We start from the raw sequence: 16844 nt of genomic DNA, 5'->3' as shown, positions 1-16844 counted from the left end.
CTTGATGAGGTGAATGTGATGAGAATGGTTTTTCGCTGGTTTGGAGAAGGCAATGATACCGTAACACTTGACCACATCCGGCAGATTCCGGGAGTCGAAGGCATTGTATGGGCGCTGCATGATGTTCCGGCAGGTGAGGAATGGCCCATGGACAAAATTCTGGCAGTCAAAGCTGCTGCAGATCAGGCCGGGTTACATCTGGATGTCGTTGAGAGTGTTAACATTCATGAAGACATCAAGCTCGGTCTGCCTACACGTGATCAATATATTGAGAATTACAAAAAAACGATGGAAAAACTCGCCCAGGTAGGCGTTAAAGTGATCTGTTACAACTTCATGCCGATCTTTGATTGGCTGCGTACCGATTTGCATAAGGAGATGGAAGATGGATCTACCGCCCTCTTCTACGAGAATAGCAAAATTGCCGATATTGAACCGCTGGAATTGGTTCGACGTATTACTGAAAATTCCGCATTGACGATGCCTGGATGGGAACCGGAACGATTGCAGTATTTAACAGGTCTGTTCGAAGCCTATAAGGATGTAACAGAGGAAGATATGTGGGAACACGCTCGTTATTTCCTGCAGGAGATCATTCCTACTGCTGAACGGTTAGGTATTCGAATGGCCATACATCCGGATGATCCGCCTTGGCCGATCTTTGGTCTGCCGAAAATTATTACGAGTCAAGACAATGTTCGCAAATATCTGAACTTGTATGATAGCCCTTACAATAGTGTAACGTTGTGCAGTGGCTCTCTTGGAGCTAATCCAAACAATGATATTATCGGTATGATCCACGAGTTCAAGGACCGTATTCCTTTTGCTCATATCCGTAATGTAAAAATCTATGATAATGGAGACTTTATCGAGACATCCCACCGCAGTCAGGATGGAAATGTCGATATTGCCGGTGTTGTGGAAGCCTACCACGATATTGGATTTGAAGGTTATGCACGACCGGACCATGGACGTCATCTCTGGGGAGAACAATGCAGACCGGGATATGGACTCTATGATCGGGCTCTGGGAATTATGTATCTGTGGGGCGTTTGGGACTCCCTGCAAAGGAGGTCAAAAGCATGAGTGAATTTACCAAAGAAAGATCAACTCGTCTGGAAGGCAGAACAGCTGTAATTACTGGCGGGGCAGGTGTTCTATGTCGTTCTATGGCTGAAGAGCTCGCGCGACATGGCGCAAGTGTAGCCATTCTGAACCGTACCGTATCCAAAGGGGAAGAAGTTGTTGCAGCAATTGAGTCTGCGGGTGGAAAAGCGATCGCTGTAGCTTGTGATGTGACCCAGACCGATAGTGTAATAGCGGCAGCAGCTGTTGTTCAGGAGAAGCTTGGACCTTGCGATATCCTTATTAACGGAGCGGGTGGCAACCATGCCAGCGCCAATACCACGAATGAAATTTTCAGACAGGAAGATTTGGAGCAGCCGGATATCACTACTTTTTTTGATGTAAGTGTCGAGGGATTCCGTCAGGTGATGGATCTGAACTTTGTTGGGTCCCTCATCCCTACCCAAATCTTCGCAAGACAAATGATAGAACGTGATGTTCCAGCTACCGTCATTAATATTTCGTCCATGAGTGCCCCTTCGCCCATGACCAAAGTTCCTGCGTACAGTGCAGCCAAAGCGGCGATTAACAATTTCACGCAATGGCTTGCGGTACATCTGGCCGAATCGGGAATCCGAGTAAACGCCATTGCACCAGGATTCTTCCTGACTGAACAAAACCGTAATCTGCTGCTTAAGCCGGATGGCTCGCCGACCGAACGTTCAAGTAAAATCATTGCGCACACGCCAATGCGCCGCTTCGGCAAACCGGAAGATCTTCTAGGCACGCTGATGTGGCTGGCAGATGAACGTCAGTCCGGTTTTGTTACAGGTACGGTTATTCCTGTAGATGGAGGGTTTATGGCTTACTCGGGTGTATGACCTCTATTCTATTTACTATTCCATGGATTTACCGAATTAAAGATATGTAACGAATGATTAACCGAAGCCTGGAGCACTTAGCCGGGTTTCGGTTTTTTGCGTTCAAGAATAAGATTATCCAGCCTAGGAAAAGCTTGTTATAGCCCACAAATATGCTGGGTGGAATTAAAGAATGGCTTCAAGCATTCACATTTTCAATCTGTAAGATGAAGCGAAGGAAGGTGATACATACATGATGGAAGAAACATGGGTTGTTGCTGTGCGATCGATTATCGCCTTTCTGACCCTGATCATCTATACCCGGGTGCTGGGCAAACAACAAATGGGCAACTTGACGTATTTTGATTACATTAACGGTATTACGATCGGTTCCATCGCAGGTACATTTGCGACCGATCTATCTTCCAAGGCGTGGATTCATTTTGTGGCCTTGACCATTTTCACCATTATCACGATTATTTTTCAGTATATTACGCTGAAAAATCGTACCATCTCCAAACTGATGGACTCTGACCCCACACTGATCATCCAGAATGGTAAAATTCTCGAACAAAACCTGAGTAAAATGCGTGTGAAATTTGACGAATTGACCATGATGCTGCGGCAAAAGGATGTATTTGACATCACTACGCTGGATTATGCCATTCTTGAACCGGACGGCAGTCTCTCTGTTGTGTTGAAACCAGAGAATCAACCGGTAACCGCGAAGGACATGCATATGCATCCTGCCAAGAGTAAGCTGATGACCGAGATTATCATTGATGGCGTGCTGATTAAGCAAAATCTGGAGGAACGAAACAAAGATACGAACTGGCTCAGCGAGCAGCTTAAGAAGCAAAAAGTGACGATACAGGATATTGCTTTTGCCGCCATATTGCCTAACGATAAATTGTATATTGATCTATTTAAAGATAAGATCACCGAAAAAATCGATATGGGCGATTATGAGGGGCCTTTCTAAATTTACATGAAGGAGGCGATTGAATGAAATCGCGTTTCTGGTTGCTGTATGTGCTTCCGATCTGCCTCATTCTTGTGTTCGTTGCGATAATGGCAAGCGGAGCCCTTCTCAAAAAGCCCTTTGGTGCTGATGATCGCTTGCTTGAATCTGTACAAACATTGCAGAAAAAGGTTGAGGGCAAAAAATGGACTGAAGCCAAGTCCCAAATCGATTACGCGATGAAAGCCTGGGACAAGATCGTCAATCGCATACAGTTCAGTGTGGAGCGTGAGACGATTTACGATATTCTGGGTACCCTTGCACGGATGAAGGGCGGTATTGCCGCAGAGGATGATAAGGCGATCATGGAAGAAATTTATTACTTTTATGTGTTATGGGACAATCTTGGAGATTGACACGAAGACACGCAAAAAGGCACTCTCCTTTAATAAAAAAGGAAGTGCCTTCTCTGTTTTCTAAACATTACGCCCGCGTAATCCACGGGATTTTGACGTGTGGACCGTGCTTTCTTTTCGGAAAAAGAGCGTCAGTGCTCCCTTCGCACACCACAGTGCAAACAGTGCAAATAACGTTCCCCAGAACAGTGCCGGGAGAAATGTCTGCTGAGCCAGATTGGCTGCATCCCCTGCCCGGGACGGCTGTGTCCAAGACATTAGCCCAACATACATAGCACTAACTACGGACTCTTCCAGTGTGAGGAAAGCCAGTAACAAATAATAGAATTTCGCGATTTTGGCACCAAAGATCATAATCACAACATTCAGTGCACTGAAGCCTGTAAGCCAGAGCATGCCGAATTCTCCCCTTACGTAGAAGAGAAGCGACACAAGAGCTACACCCGTCATAATGCCGAGCCCCCACATGTGCCGTCCTTTCCGGTAAAGATAGAATAACAGCCAGGCAAAGAGAGACGCCGTGACATACCCCGCTAAGGAAACCAATATAGATCTGCCTGGTGTCAGCATGGATGAATATGTAACGCCACTGTGATCTGCGTACAATTCAATGCGCAATACTTTGCCGGATAACAACAGTGTTACCAGCGCATGGCCAAATTCGTGTATCATCGTATCCAGGTTACGGAACAATGAAGAAAATGGGATAAAGCGGGTCAGTAGCGCTGAACCCACCAGAAACAGTATGGTTTTGAGCCATTTATTCAATCAGGTCCTACCTCCTTGCTTCCGAGTAAAAATACCTATCACTATACTACGTGGCTACATTATAATCGTTTCGATCCATGAAATGCGCGGCGCAATATTGCATCCACCAGCAGAAACTCCGGTTATGACCTATGAAAAAAGAAGACAGATCATATCGACCCGGTCCTGTCTCCAGTGTGGCAAGCAATCTATTGCGCATCTGCGACAGCGCATAAGTCACAAATCGATCGGCTGCCTCATTTTGTATAAGTGTAACATAGGCATAAAGGGAATGATCTATCGGCTCATCGAGTGGGCTCACACCAGCACAAGAAAACTCGGTACGTACGCCCGCTCTGTGAAGCAAAGTCAAGGCATCAACTAACTCAGCATCCACTTCGACATCGTTCCAAATCTCCGTTCTCTTCGCTGCCACGGTCTGCTTCTCGCGTTCCGTCCACTGCATTAACTCCAGCTTGCGTCTTCTCCAAAGATGGGCAGGCTGCTGGCTTAATAGTACTTCCTGTTCTTCATCTGAATCCATAAGGCGTTTCCTCCCGTTCCCCGCATGATCTCCGTCACCTTGAACAACGAAAAGAGCACATCCCTGTGCTCTCTGCGTGGCCAAAGGCAAAGGAATGGCTGTGCCATTCCTCAGCATGTTGTATTATTGTACCTTTTTCGATGACGGGCATCAAATGGGTTCTCTTTTTTCGTAAATTCAACTTGTTAAAGTAGCAAAACCGCTATTCATTCAGTGCCAGTTTCAGGGCCTCCAAATTCTGCCGCATTACGCCGATGTAATCCATTCCTGTAGCGATCTCCTCTTCCGTCAACCCTTCAATCGGGTTCAATACAGCTGTTTTGGCTCCTACTTCGTTGGCGATAGTCTCTGATACTTTGGATGAAACCAACGTTTCGAAGAAAATCGTCTTCACCTGATGCTCCTTGGCAAAATCAATAACGGATGCCATTTGCGCTGCGGAAGGCTCTTGTTCAGGAGACAGACCGGCAATCGGTACTTGCTGCAGACCATATTCCTGTGCAAGATAGCCGAATGCAGCATGCTGTGTGATGAAATCTTTACGTTTGCTGTCTGCCACAGCTGCCTTGAAATCCTGATCCAGTGCCTCCAGTTTGGCAATGTAGGCATTGGCATTTTGCTTGAATTGCTCTGCATGTTCAGGCGCAGCCTGTGCGAGTCCAGCCTCGATATTCCGCACTTCCTTCACGGCAAGTGCAGGTGACAGCCAAACGTGGGGATCAAGTCCACCGTGATCATGATCATGTGTATGTCCTTCTTCTACTTCAGCGTCATGATCGTGATCATGCTCCTCAGTTGTGGCTTCATCCGCATGGTCATGCGTGTCCGTTGTATCGGCATGTTCGTGATCATGCTCATCTTCTTCCGATCCTTCTAACAGCTTAATCCCATGGCTCGCTTCCACTTGAATGAGTTTGGCATTGCTCAGACTATCCGTAACTTGATCGATCCAGGATTCCATTCCCGCCCCATTATAGACAAGCACATCCGCTTTCTCGATGCTCGCAATATCCTGTGGTGTCGGCTCCCAATCATGTGGCTCCATACCCGCAGGAACGAGTGTATGAACATTAGCCAGATCACCCGCTACATTTTTGGTGAATTCATACATTGGATAAAAGCTGACTTCAACGTTCAGTTTGGCCTCTTCGGTCTCTGCAGGTGCTGGCGTGTTAGCCGAGCTGGTACTGGAATCGGAAGCGGACTGATTTTGTCCACAACCGGCTACGATAAGTGTAAGACTGAATAATAGTGCAAGAGCTGATTTTTTATTGAATTTCATGTGGCGTATTCTCCCTTGAATGTATGAATAGAGTTGCACGTTGTTGTTTTCTCTCTTTACGATGACGTTTACGGTTATATCGTCCAATCAGCTTTTGTGCTGATATACCAATCAATAGAAAGACCAACAGGATGAGAGCAATCGTTCCTCCCGGTGGTGTGTTTAGATGGTAAGAGGTTGTTAGTCCGCTAAAAATACCAATTAATCCAGTGACGACAGCAATAAGGATCGCTGCCGCAAAGCTGCGTGACAATCTCAGTGCCAGGGCAGCGGGCAGTACAATTAAAGCAGACACAAGCAATACGCCGACAATCGGCATGGCTGAAGCAACGGTCATTCCTGTCAGAATGGCAAATGCAAAGGATAAACCTTTAACCTGAATGCCTCCAATGGAAGCTGTCTCTTCATCAAACGTCAAATTGTACAGTGGCCTTCTGAGCACGATGAAAAAAATCAGTCCGATGACGCACACAGCCGCCATAATCCATAACTGCATATCACTAACGGCAACGATGGAACCGAACAGGTAAGAGCTGAATGTCTTGGACAGATTGGTTTTCAGACTCATGAGCACCACAGCAAGGGCCAGACCCGACGTCATAATGATCGCTACAGGCACCTCGCTATATGTCAGGTAATTTCGCCGGAGTTGTTCCACCAGCAATGCGCCGATAATCGCAATCGCAAATCCACAGATCACCGGATCTAGGTTCATCACAGAACCCAGGGCAACCCCTGCCAATGAAACATGGGACAACGTATCCGCCATTAGCACCTGCCGTCGCAGCATCAGATAGACTCCTAAAATTGGAGCAATGACTCCGATCAGTCCGCCTGCCCAGAAAGCACGCTGCATGAATTCGTATTCAAACACTGCCATTCCTCACTTTCTTGCCGCTCAAGAGTAATCGTCCGGTCCAACCGGTTGCCCATCTCTTCTAATCCGTGGGTGACCATAATAATGGTCAGTCCATGAACGTCTGCATAATGGCGCATCAGATCATAGAACCCTTCACGGCTGCGCCGATCCATGCCTGTAGTCGGCTCATCCAGCACGAGTACCTGCGGCTGGCCTGCCAAGGCTCTGGCAATGCAGATTCGCTGCTTTTGTCCACCAGATAGTTCTCCAACCCGGGCGTTGCGATATTCCCACATGCCGACTTCCCGCAAGCTGCGTTCCACAATGGCTTCCTGCTCGGATGTGAATCTGCGGAACAAGCCGAGTTTGCGGTAACATCCGGATCGCACCAGTTCGATCACCGTACTGGGAAATCCACTGTTGAATGATGCTACCTGTTGAGGTACATATCCGATGTTCAACTTACTGCCACGTACGGATTGTGCATTCATATGTACCGTGCCGCTCCAGGGCTGTAATAGCCCCAGCAGCAATTTGAGCATGGTTGTTTTCGCAGAACCATTCGGTCCTGTAATGCCGACAAACTCCCCCACATGGATATCCAGCGACAGTTGGTCAATGACTGGCTCTTTGCCGTATCCGAATACCACATCACGCATGGAAGATAGAATCATAGCTTTTCCTCTTTTCGTAAATATTACGATTTAAAAATAACAAAAAAAATTATCTTGTTTCCCGGTGAATGGTCATTTTCTTTAATCGTGGTGAATACTTCTTCAATTCGATCCGTTCCGGATGGTTACGCTTGTTCTTGGTTGTTGTATAGTTGCGATCTCCGCACTCGGTGCAGGCTAAGGTTACAATGACTCTCATGGATATGGCCTCCTTTGATCTATTTAATCGTAATAATTACTATTTAATGAGTTTAGCCCATGCTTTTATGTTTGTCAACCCCTCACCTACTAAAGTAAAATTTTGTATGCACATTACAATTTCATATGATATACTGCTTTGGTATCATTATAATTTACCTACGGAGGAACTAGATGAAGATCAAAAAATCAACTTTTATTGGGTCATTGGTAGCATGCAGTTTGGCTTTCGGTGCCCTGGGTGTGGCAGCTTCAAACGGAATTCAGGATATTGAAGCAGCACTCGACAGCAACATTAGCTTTAAAGTAAACGGTTTGTCTTGGACACCCAAGAATGAAGCTGGAGACAAACTGAATGCATTAGTTTATGACGGTGATGTTTACTTGCCTGTAAGTACCACAGCAGAAGCATTGGGAGCCAACGTATCTCTGAATGTTAGCAACAAAGTTGTAAGTATTACTAATTCAGGTAGCGGTAAGTCTAGTAGTTCAAGTAACAATAACAGCAGTACAGGTACTAAAGGTTCTGAAGATTCAAGTAAAACAAGTAGTTCGAGCACTTCAGGCTCAATCAAGATGACTGGAACTGATGCTCAGATGATAGCCAAATTGCAAAAAGAATCTCTAACACTGATTAAAATGTATGGTAAAGCACTTAAAACGGGCAGTACTAGTGAGTTTGATAAATACATAGATGACAAAGTCATTGAAAATGCCGAGATTGACTTTTTTGATCGAGGCAAGCAGTATCAAAAAGATAAATTCAAGACTAAAGTTAAAGGTCTCATTGAAGCAAATGATAAAAAAACACTGACCAAATATGCAGATCAATTGATTAACATCAAATCAGCTGATTTTAAAGTGATTTCAATGAATGACAAAACCAAAATAAGTCAAAGTTACAAAGCCATTTATTATCCACAAGGGTGGACGGGTTCTTTTGGAGTATATCTTTCCTTTGTGTTTAGTCCGCAAAAAAGCGGCAACGGCGATTTTTATCTTGGCGATTTGTACTTTAGCTAAAATCCTTAATCCAATACAATCATTGATCTTCAGGTGCACCATTGAACTTGAAGATCTTTTTCTTTTCACTTCAACTCCACGCTGGAAATGGATCTTTCAGTTCTCGCCAGTTCAGTTGCATCTCTTCGTTGGTAAGGAGTGTCTCATCTAACGTCCGTTCGATCTCCGCTCGGTCCATGTCTATCCCGATGAACACCAGCTTCGTAATCCGATCGCCCCACTGCTCATCCCAATCCGGAATAGGCGGAAGTGTTTCACCAAAATGCATTTGCCGCTCTTCGTCACTCATCGCGCCTACCCACAACCCGGCTGGTCCCAACTGCTTGGATCTTCCCGCATGACTAAACGACACCGCCATATGGTTACGTGTAGCCAGCCACATTAAGCCCTTGGAACGAACAATACTCTCAGGCCATTTGGCAATCCAGCGCAGCAAACGCTCCGAATGAAACGGACGTTTCCGATGGTACACAAACGAGTGAATGCCATACTCCTCTGTCTCGGGTGTGTGTTCTTCCTTCATTAATTCGCGGATCCAGCCCGCAGACTGGCTTGCTTTTTCAAAATCAAACCGTCCGGTATTCAATATCTCCCTCGGGTCAATCTGTCCATGTGTGGTGCGAATAAGTCGAGCTTCCGGCTGCATCGCGTGTAGTGCTTTCTCAAGTTTGAGCAGCTCGTCTTCCGTTACCAGATCACACTTGTTCAGAATCAGCACATCGCAGAATTCAACCTGATCCGTCAGCAGATGAACGATCCCCCGTACATCTTCCTCTATGGCTTCCTGCCCCCGATCCTTCAACGTTTCTTTGGAATAGAAGTCACGCCAGAACTGGGCAGCATCTACTACCGTTACCATCGTGTCGAGCCGCGTAAATTTCGTCAAATCAATCCCCAGCTCTTCATCAATATACGTAAATGTCTGGGCAACGGGGACTGGCTCTCCAATACCTGTCGATTCAATCAATAACAAGTTTTTAAGGTCCAGATATGTAAATCGTAAAAATGTTGATTAATTACTGCGAACGAGTATGATGGGGACGGTACAAGCATATATTTTACCAAAGTCCCGGTTCTGGAGGTTTATCCCATGAAAATGGCAGCCAATCTTAAGCTCCTGTCATTCCTGATTCCCTGTGCATTTCTTGTTCCCGTGTTGATTACGATGGCTCCCAATCTGAAAGGAGCATGGAACAGTGAAGCCTTACAAAATATGAAAACAGTATTCATCAGCATTTTCCTCGAAGCCGCTCCATTTCTGCTCATAGGGGTGCTGTTATCTTCGCTAATGCAATGGTTTGTATCTGAGGAAATGATTCGCAAACTAACGCCTAAGAACCCCGTCGGAGGTGTGCTGGTAGCGGGTCTGCTGGGAATCGTTTTCCCCATCTGCGAATGTGGCATGATTCCGGTCGTTCGACGGTTGATGCATAAAGGCATGCCCCCCTATATCGCGGTGACCTTTATTCTTAGCGGCCCTGTAGTAAATCCAATTGTCTTTACCGCGACCCTGCTCGCTTTTCCTTCCCATCCCGAAATTACGATCGCCCGTATGGGACTGGCCTTTGCTGTAGCAGCTGCGATCGGTGGTCTGGTGTATATGTTCGTCCGCCAGAATCCATTGCGTAAACCGAAGGCAACAGTGACGGAGGTCAAGACACATCCCGGATTTAAAATGGCACAGCCTCATTCCCATTCTACCGATCATGATCACGTGCACGATAAAAACTGGCGCAGCTTTTTCATCCATGCGGGTGACGAATTTGTTGATATGAGCAAATATTTGGTGATTGGTGCTCTAATAACAGCCTGCATTCAAACCTTTATCAGCCGCAGTGATCTCATTTCTCTGGGTAACGGGCCTGTTGCCTCCTATGCCTTCATGATGGGTTTTGCGTATGTATTGTCTCTCTGTTCGACATCCGATGCATTCGTAGCCTCAGCCTTCTCTCACACGTTTGCGTTAGGGCCGCTATTATCCTTTCTCGTTCTCGGTCCAATGCTTGATTTCAAAAGCACATTGATGCTGCTCTCCACCTTCCGCACCCGGTTTGTTATTGGCTTGAGCCTGGTCATTATTGCGTTGGTTTTCGCGGGATCGTGGTTGATTAACCTTTTGGCATGAGCATGTATGAATGTATTATCTGATCAAAAGAGGTGATTACATGAACCATCCTGGTTATACAGTGACCAAAGCTCCGGTTACCAAATCTCACCCTATCCAGTGGCATAACCTGATTCGTGCGCTGTGGATCGGCGGGCTCGCCGTATACATCATTCATTTGAATACAACGGATTCTCTTCATTATTACTTGGCGCCGACGATGCAGCGATTGCTACTCTGCTGCCCTGTTCCTTTTTTGTTCATTGCCGCCATCATGGCCTGGCATGGACTATTCGGTAATAGCCAGCTCCATTGCGACTGTGAGCATCCGCCTCCTTCAGGATGGGGACGCAGCTCGCTGATGTATGGATTGATTGCCATTCCATTAGTACTTGGTTTTCTTTTGCCGGATCAGGCACTAGGCAGTTCTATGGCCAGTCAAAAAGGCATGTCCCTAACCTATGGACCTCCGGAAATTCGTCGAAAAGAACCCTTACCTGATACAGTAGAACTGGACATTAAAGATCTATCCAAAAAAACTGCAAATGCTGAATCATCTGTGCCTGCCACGAAAGTACAATTCGTTCCCCCGGATGAGTACAGTCGTGAATTTGCCGAACTGGCAGAGAAGTTATATGCGGAATCAGTCATAAAGGTATATCCTGAAATTTTCTCCGAGACATTAGGTTCGATCGATATGTTCCAACGACAATTTGCAGGCAAGGCTATCAGCCTTACCGGGTTTGTATATCGAGACAAAAGTATGGAGCATGAATCTCATTTTGCATTAGGGCGATTTCTCGTGATGTGCTGCCCAGCAGACGCGGCACCCTTTGGTGTGATGATTCATGTCCCGAATGCAGACAGCTTTCCTACAGACAGCTGGGTACAAATCGATGGCACCATTGGTTCTGCTCAAGTGAATGGCAAGGACACCATTGAGATTCGGGCATCGAAGGTAACTCCGGTCGATCAGCCATCCACCCCATACATTTACACCAGTGCAGATTCAGTTGTGACGTATGATGGATTGCAAAATAAATAAGAAAAGCCCCGAAGCTATGGAATGCATAACTTCGGGGCTTTAAATTTTATTCCGGCATCAGGTTAACCTTGTTTGCCTGATATATTATTCAGTTACGATATCATGCACCAATACAGGAGCATCTGCATGATCTGCAATAGTAATGTTCTCTTTGATCTTCGCGATTACGTCTGCTACGTCTTCACGATTCGCATGGATGGTTACGAGTGATTCACCAGCTTTAACTTCGTCACCCACTTTTTTGTTGAGCATCAAGCCCACAGCAAGATCGATCTCGGACTCTTTTGTTGCACGGCCTGCGCCGAGCAGCATTGCTGCAGTACCGATTTCGTCAGCGACGATACCAGCTACATATCCGTCTTTATCCGCTGGTACTTCAACCAGATATTTCGCTTGTGGCAAGCGATCTGGGTGATCTACAACTGAAGCGTCTCCGCCTTGATTTGCCAGGAAGTCCTTGAATTTCTCCAGCGCTTTACCGTTCTGGATCACTTCTTTCAATTTCTCCTCAGCATGCTCCAGGGAGTCTGCTTTACCAGCAAGGAATACCATTTGACGTCCAAGCGCCAGACAGAGTTCTTCCAGATCTTTCGGTCCTTTACCTTGCAGCGTAAGAATGGCTTCTTTCACTTCAAGCGCGTTACCGATAGCGAGGCCCAGTGGTTGAGACATATCGGAAATGACAGCCATTGTTTTACGTCCTACATTGTTACCGATGCTTACCATGGCATGTGCCAGTTCTTTTGCGTCTTCTGTTGTCTTCATGAATGCACCAGCACCCGTTTTGACATCCAATACGATCGCATCGGCACCTGCTGCAATTTTCTTACTCATGATAGAGCTTGCGATCAGTGGGATGGAGTTAACGGTAGCTGTAACGTCACGCAATGCATAGAGCTTTTTGTCTGCCGGCGTGAGGTTGCCACTTTGACCGATAACGGCAACTTTATGTTCGTTAACGAGGCGGATGAACTCTTCTTTCTCCAACTCGACGTGGAAACCTGCAACAGATTCCAGTTTGTCTGTTGTACCACCAGTGTGACCCAATCCACGTCCAGACATTTTGGCAACTGGAACATCCAGAGCAGCAACAAGCGGTGCCAGTACCAGCGTTGTAGTATCGCCAACGCCTCCTGTGGAGTGCTTGTCTACCTTGATACCTTCGATTGCGGACAGATCAATGGTCTCGCCCGAGTTCACCATGGACATGGTCAAATCTGCGCGTTCCTTATCAGTCATATCCTTGAAGAATACAGCCATCGCCCAAGCGCTGACTTGATAATCAGGGATTTCGCCTTGTGTGTATCCTTGAACAACAAAATCAATCTCAGCTGTTGTCAGTTCTTTTCCGTCGCGTTTCTTAGCAATAATGTCTACCATTCTCATGATGATCTCTCCTTCGTTGTGGGTGATTTACACGGGTCACTCCGATGGCAGAACAACCTTCCAACCGCTGTTATCCCCAGATTTTTCTGATTCCCTTTTCTAAAGGGAAAATCCGGTGCTAAAGGCGGACGCTTCGCTTCTTCAGGTTTTTTCTGCCCTCTTCGTGATCGTGTAAATTTTATGTTTTGTTATAGGGCGAACGCTTCGCTTCTTTAGAATCGATTCCGGGTCCTCCACTACGTGCTTGAAACAAAAGTTTCGATCAAAATCAAATGATGCTTAGCAACAATTACAGCGTAATTGCTGTATCCAGTGCTACTACCATCATGTCGTTGAACGTTTTTTGACGCTCTTCGGCGGAAGTCTCTTCACCTGTCAGCAAGTGGTCACTTACAGTCAAGATGGTCAGTGCGTTTACGCCAAATTTGGCTGCGAGTGTGTACAGTGCAGTTGTTTCCATCTCAACGCCCAGTACGCCGTGCTGCATCAATTTCTCAGTCACGGAACGATCGTCACGATAGAAGGAATCCGAGCTGAATACGTTACCGACGTGAATTTTCATGCCTTTGGCAGTTGCGCGGTCATAGGCTTCTTTCAGCAGGGAGAACGACGCGATCGGGGAGAAGTCATATCCACCAAATACGAGTTTGTTCATGCTGGAATCGGTACATGAAGCTTGAGCAAGGATAACATCACGAACACGTACATGTTCTTGCATACCTCCGCAAGTTCCGACACGAATCAGGTTTTTTACACCGTATTCGCTGATCAGTTCGTTAGCATAGATGCTGAACGATGGAATCCCCATGCCCGAGCCTTGCACCGAGATACGGTGTCCTTGATATGTACCCGTGAATCCGAGCATTCCTCGAACTTCGTTGTAACAAACGACATCTTCAAGGTACGTATCTGCAATAAATTTTGCACGCAATGGGTCTCCTGGCAAAAGGATTGTTTCTGCGATATCTCCGGGTTTAGCTTCAATATGTGTACTCATGATTAAATCTCCTCCAGTTATCATATGATTGAATGAAGGCCAGAAACCGGAACAGCCGAAGCTGTCCCCGTGGTTATCCAGTCCAACTTTATGTTTCAAGAAAATAACAGCTTTCCCCAAGTTCAGTTAAAGATAAAAATGTTGACTATTTCAAATCCTTCAGGAAGCTTGTGCCATATTCAGGCAGTTTCACTCCGAAGTTCTCAGCTACTGTTGCTCCAACATCCGCAAACGTACTGCGCAGTTCAAGCTTTTTGCCCCCACTGAAGCGTGGAGAATACACAAGCAGTGGCACATACTCACGTGTATGGTCCGTTCCGCGGTAGGTTGGGTCATTACCATGGTCAGCTGTGATGAGCAGCAGATCATCGTCTGTCATTTTGCTGAAGATCTCTGGCAGACGAGCATCATACTCTTCAAGTGCTTGAGCATAACCTTGTGGATCACGACGGTGACCGAACAGGGCATCGAAGTCAACCAGGTTCAGGAAGCTGAGTCCAGTGAACGCCTCATCCATCGTTTCGGACAGTTTGTCCATGCCATCCATGTTGGAGACGGTACGTACAGACTTGGTTACACCTTCGCCATCGTAAATATCTGCGATTTTACCCAAAGCGATCACGTCAAATCCACCATCTTTAAGTTCATTCATCACGGTACGGCCAAAAGGTTTGAGCGCGTAATCATGACGGTTAGCTGTACGCTTCCAGTCACCCGCTTCACCTACAAATGGACGTGCAATAATGCGGCCCAGCATATACGGATCTTCAAGTGTAATTTCACGGCAGAACTCACAGATCTCATACAGTTCCTTCAATGGTACAACGTCCTCATGTGCCGCAATTTGCAAAACCGAATCCGCGGATGTGTATACGATGAGCGCGCCAGTTTCAACATGCTCTGCACCCAGCTCATCCAGAATTTCCGTGCCGCTGGCCGGTTTGTTACCGATCACTTTACGGCCTGTTTTTTCCTCAATGCGTTGAATCAACTCATCCGGGAATCCGTCTGCGAACACGCGGAATGGGGTATCAATGTAAAGACCCATCAGTTCCCAGTGACCCGTCATGGTGTCTTTTCCTCTGGATGCTTCCTGCATCTTGGTGTAAAAGGCTTTTGGTGCATCCGCTACAGGCACACCTTCAATTTCCTTAATATTGGACAGTCCAAGACTGGCCATATGCGGCATCTTCAATCCTCCGCGTTCACGTGCAATGTGACCAAAGGTATCGACATCGAAATCATCGAATTCCGCTGCATCCGGCGCTTCACCAATTCCCACTGAATCCATAACGATCAGATGTACTCTTTTGAATGTTGACATAACTTAAGCACTCCTTCCAATAATCCGGCTTTTACAAGAACAGTCCGGCGATGATCGCAGACAGCACGCTGACAAGCGATGCACCGTAAAGCAGTTTCAGACCGAAGCGGGCCACCACATTACCTTGTTTCTCATGAAGTCCCTTCACCGCACCGGCAATAATACCGATCGAGGAGAAGTTGGCGAACGATACGAGGAAGACGGATACGATACCTGTTGTTCTGGCAGACAATGTAGTCTGTTTGGTCAGATCAAGCATGGCAACGAATTCGTTGGATACCATTTTGGTAGCCATAATACTTCCCGCTTGAATCGCTTCTTTCCACGGAACACCCATAATGAAAGCAAATGGTGCAAACACATAACCAAGCAGTTCCTGGAACGAAATGCCGAGCACTGCACTGAAGATCCCGTTAACCAGTGCGATCAAAGCAACAAAACCGATTAACATTGCTGCTACGACGATGGCAACTTTGAAACCATCCAAAATGTACTCGCCCAACATTTCGAAGAAGGATTGTTTTTCCTCTTCCTGTACTTCCAATATATCTTCTTCCTCGGAAACCTCATAAGGATTCACGATGGAAGCAATGATAAAACCGCCAAACAGATTCAGCACAAGTGCCGTAACCACATATTTCGGATCAATCATGGACATATAGGCACCGACAATCGACATCGATACCGTGGACATCGCCGAGGCACACAAGGTGTACAGCCGATGTTTCGGCAGCAACCCAATTTGTTTTTTCACAGAAATGAACACTTCAGATTGCCCCAATACAGCCGAAGCAACCGCGTTATATGATTCCAGTTTGCCCATTCCGTTGACTTTGCTTAATACCAGACCAATATATTTTATAACAAAAGGTAAGATTCGGATATACTGCAATATCCCAATGAGCGCTGAGATGACGACGATCGGCATCAATACACTGAGGAAAAACGGCGCGCCCCCACTGTCTGCACCAACGGTAGTCAAGCCACCGAATACAAATGAGATACCGTCATTTGCATAGCCAAGCAAACTTTCAAATACAGTCGCGAAACCGCCAATCAAAAACGTACCGATTTCTGTGTTCAACAATGCGTATCCCAATATAACTTGCAAAACAATCATGATAATTAGTGGACGATATCGGATCTTCTTCTTACCGTTGCTGACCAGATAAGCTAGTCCAAAGACAACAAGTATACCAAGAAGGGCAATTAGGAATTTCATTCTATCTCTCCTTTGAAGGTAGTTAAGCCGGATGATCATTCAGCTCAAAGGTTTCCCATATATGTGATGAATTAACCTTTCAGAAAACGGTTGAAGCGCTTACAATAAATTCGGTTTTTTATGATTCTGTTTTAATT

General features: G+C 46.2%; 17 protein-coding genes and 1 pseudogene. 7 read left to right on the top strand and 11 right to left on the bottom strand.

Translation table 11 applies throughout. The features are described from left to right. Nucleotides 1–18: 18 nt before the first annotated feature. The 4 genes from uxuA (at nt 19) to AC4PM4_RS03965 (ending at nt 3302) form a co-directional block, all read left to right on the top strand. The gene (gene uxuA, locus AC4PM4_RS03980) at nt 19–1086 is read left to right on the top strand and encodes a mannonate dehydratase (protein ID WP_465116619.1); all 1068 of its coding nucleotides are present in this window, start codon (nt 19–21) and stop codon (nt 1084–1086) included. Further along, on the top strand, nt 1083–1946 hold the full coding sequence (locus tag AC4PM4_RS03975; protein ID WP_063563884.1) for an SDR family oxidoreductase: 864 nt from the start codon (nt 1083–1085) through the stop codon (nt 1944–1946). The genes uxuA and AC4PM4_RS03975 overlap by 4 nt, the downstream gene beginning before the upstream one ends. Before the next feature lie 232 nt (nt 1947–2178). Continuing rightward, nucleotides 2179–2907, top strand: a complete 729-nt coding sequence (locus tag AC4PM4_RS03970) for a DUF421 domain-containing protein (RefSeq protein ID WP_079695960.1) — start codon at nt 2179–2181, stop codon at nt 2905–2907. A gap of 23 nt (nt 2908–2930) precedes the next feature. Next, a complete protein-coding gene (locus AC4PM4_RS03965) occupies nt 2931–3302 on the top strand; it encodes a DUF4363 family protein (protein ID WP_491612812.1) in 372 nt (123 codons plus the stop codon). A gap of 60 nt (nt 3303–3362) precedes the next feature. Here the strand turns inward: AC4PM4_RS03965 and AC4PM4_RS03960 are convergent, their stop codons facing one another. The 6 genes from AC4PM4_RS03960 to rpmG all read right to left on the bottom strand — a co-directional run bounded on the left by AC4PM4_RS03960 (nt 3363) and on the right by rpmG (nt 7607). Continuing rightward, nucleotides 3363–4070: a M50 family metallopeptidase gene (locus AC4PM4_RS03960; protein ID WP_491612811.1), complete on the bottom strand. Its 708-nt coding sequence runs from the start codon at nt 4068–4070 to the stop codon at nt 3363–3365. Nucleotides 4071–4116: 46 nt separating this feature from the next. Further along, nucleotides 4117–4593, bottom strand: coding sequence for a hypothetical protein (locus tag AC4PM4_RS03955; RefSeq protein ID WP_491612810.1), 477 nt, complete (start codon nt 4591–4593; stop codon nt 4117–4119). 202 nt (nt 4594–4795) lie between these two features. After that, nucleotides 4796–5875: a metal ABC transporter substrate-binding protein gene (locus AC4PM4_RS03950; protein ID WP_491612809.1), complete on the bottom strand. Its 1080-nt coding sequence runs from the start codon at nt 5873–5875 to the stop codon at nt 4796–4798. After that, nucleotides 5862–6755 carry a metal ABC transporter permease gene (locus AC4PM4_RS03945; RefSeq protein WP_079695963.1) on the bottom strand — a complete coding sequence of 298 codons (894 nt, stop codon included), beginning with the start codon at nt 6753–6755 and terminating at the stop codon, nt 5862–5864. The genes AC4PM4_RS03950 and AC4PM4_RS03945 overlap by 14 nt, the downstream gene beginning before the upstream one ends. Next, nucleotides 6701–7408 carry a metal ABC transporter ATP-binding protein gene (locus AC4PM4_RS03940; RefSeq protein ID WP_491612808.1) on the bottom strand — a complete coding sequence of 236 codons (708 nt, stop codon included), beginning with the start codon at nt 7406–7408 and terminating at the stop codon, nt 6701–6703. Before AC4PM4_RS03940 ends, AC4PM4_RS03945 begins: the two co-directional genes overlap by 55 nt. A gap of 49 nt (nt 7409–7457) precedes the next feature. Next, the gene (rpmG, locus tag AC4PM4_RS03935; RefSeq protein WP_024631975.1) at nt 7458–7607 is read right to left on the bottom strand and encodes a 50S ribosomal protein L33; all 150 of its coding nucleotides are present in this window, start codon (nt 7605–7607) and stop codon (nt 7458–7460) included. A 173-nt stretch (nt 7608–7780) separates the two neighbouring features. Between rpmG and AC4PM4_RS03930 the strand changes: the two genes are divergently transcribed. Further along, entirely contained in the window at nt 7781–8629 is an 849-nt protein-coding gene (locus AC4PM4_RS03930) for a stalk domain-containing protein (RefSeq protein ID WP_072732938.1), read from the top strand. A 70-nt stretch (nt 8630–8699) separates the two neighbouring features. Here the strand turns inward: AC4PM4_RS03930 and AC4PM4_RS03925 are convergent. Further along, nucleotides 8700–9599: pseudogene (locus tag AC4PM4_RS03925) on the bottom strand (CobW family GTP-binding protein); the annotation flags it as partial. Between the two features lie 120 nt (nt 9600–9719). Between AC4PM4_RS03925 and AC4PM4_RS03920 the strand changes: the two are divergent. Together AC4PM4_RS03920 and AC4PM4_RS03915 are read left to right on the top strand one after the other, a co-directional pair. Next, a complete protein-coding gene (locus AC4PM4_RS03920) occupies nt 9720–10754 on the top strand; it encodes a permease (RefSeq protein WP_072732936.1) in 1035 nt (344 codons plus the stop codon). 40 nt (nt 10755–10794) lie between these two features. Then, nucleotides 10795–11778: a TIGR03943 family putative permease subunit gene (locus tag AC4PM4_RS03915; RefSeq protein WP_491612807.1), complete on the top strand. Its 984-nt coding sequence runs from the start codon at nt 10795–10797 to the stop codon at nt 11776–11778. A gap of 84 nt (nt 11779–11862) precedes the next feature. On the opposite strand, the gene AC4PM4_RS03910 is transcribed toward AC4PM4_RS03915, so the two are convergent. The 4 genes from AC4PM4_RS03910 to AC4PM4_RS03895 form a co-directional block, all read right to left on the bottom strand. Then, nucleotides 11863–13164, bottom strand: coding sequence for a pyrimidine-nucleoside phosphorylase (locus AC4PM4_RS03910; protein WP_090950065.1), 1302 nt, complete (start codon nt 13162–13164; stop codon nt 11863–11865). A 289-nt stretch (nt 13165–13453) separates the two neighbouring features. Then, on the bottom strand, nt 13454–14161 hold the full coding sequence (gene deoD / locus AC4PM4_RS03905; protein WP_491612806.1) for a purine-nucleoside phosphorylase: 708 nt from the start codon (nt 14159–14161) through the stop codon (nt 13454–13456). A gap of 145 nt (nt 14162–14306) precedes the next feature. Then, complete coding sequence (gene deoB, locus AC4PM4_RS03900; RefSeq protein ID WP_072732935.1) at nt 14307–15485, bottom strand: phosphopentomutase; 1179 nt, start codon at nt 15483–15485, stop codon at nt 14307–14309. Nucleotides 15486–15516: 31 nt separating this feature from the next. After that, the gene (locus tag AC4PM4_RS03895) at nt 15517–16707 is read right to left on the bottom strand and encodes a NupC/NupG family nucleoside CNT transporter (RefSeq protein WP_053780590.1); all 1191 of its coding nucleotides are present in this window, start codon (nt 16705–16707) and stop codon (nt 15517–15519) included. Nucleotides 16708–16844: the final 137 nt, after the last annotated feature.

It is taken from the genome of Paenibacillus sp. MDV22-iso6, assembly GCF_058408365.1.
This window is presented reverse-complemented; position numbering and strand designations above follow the sequence as displayed.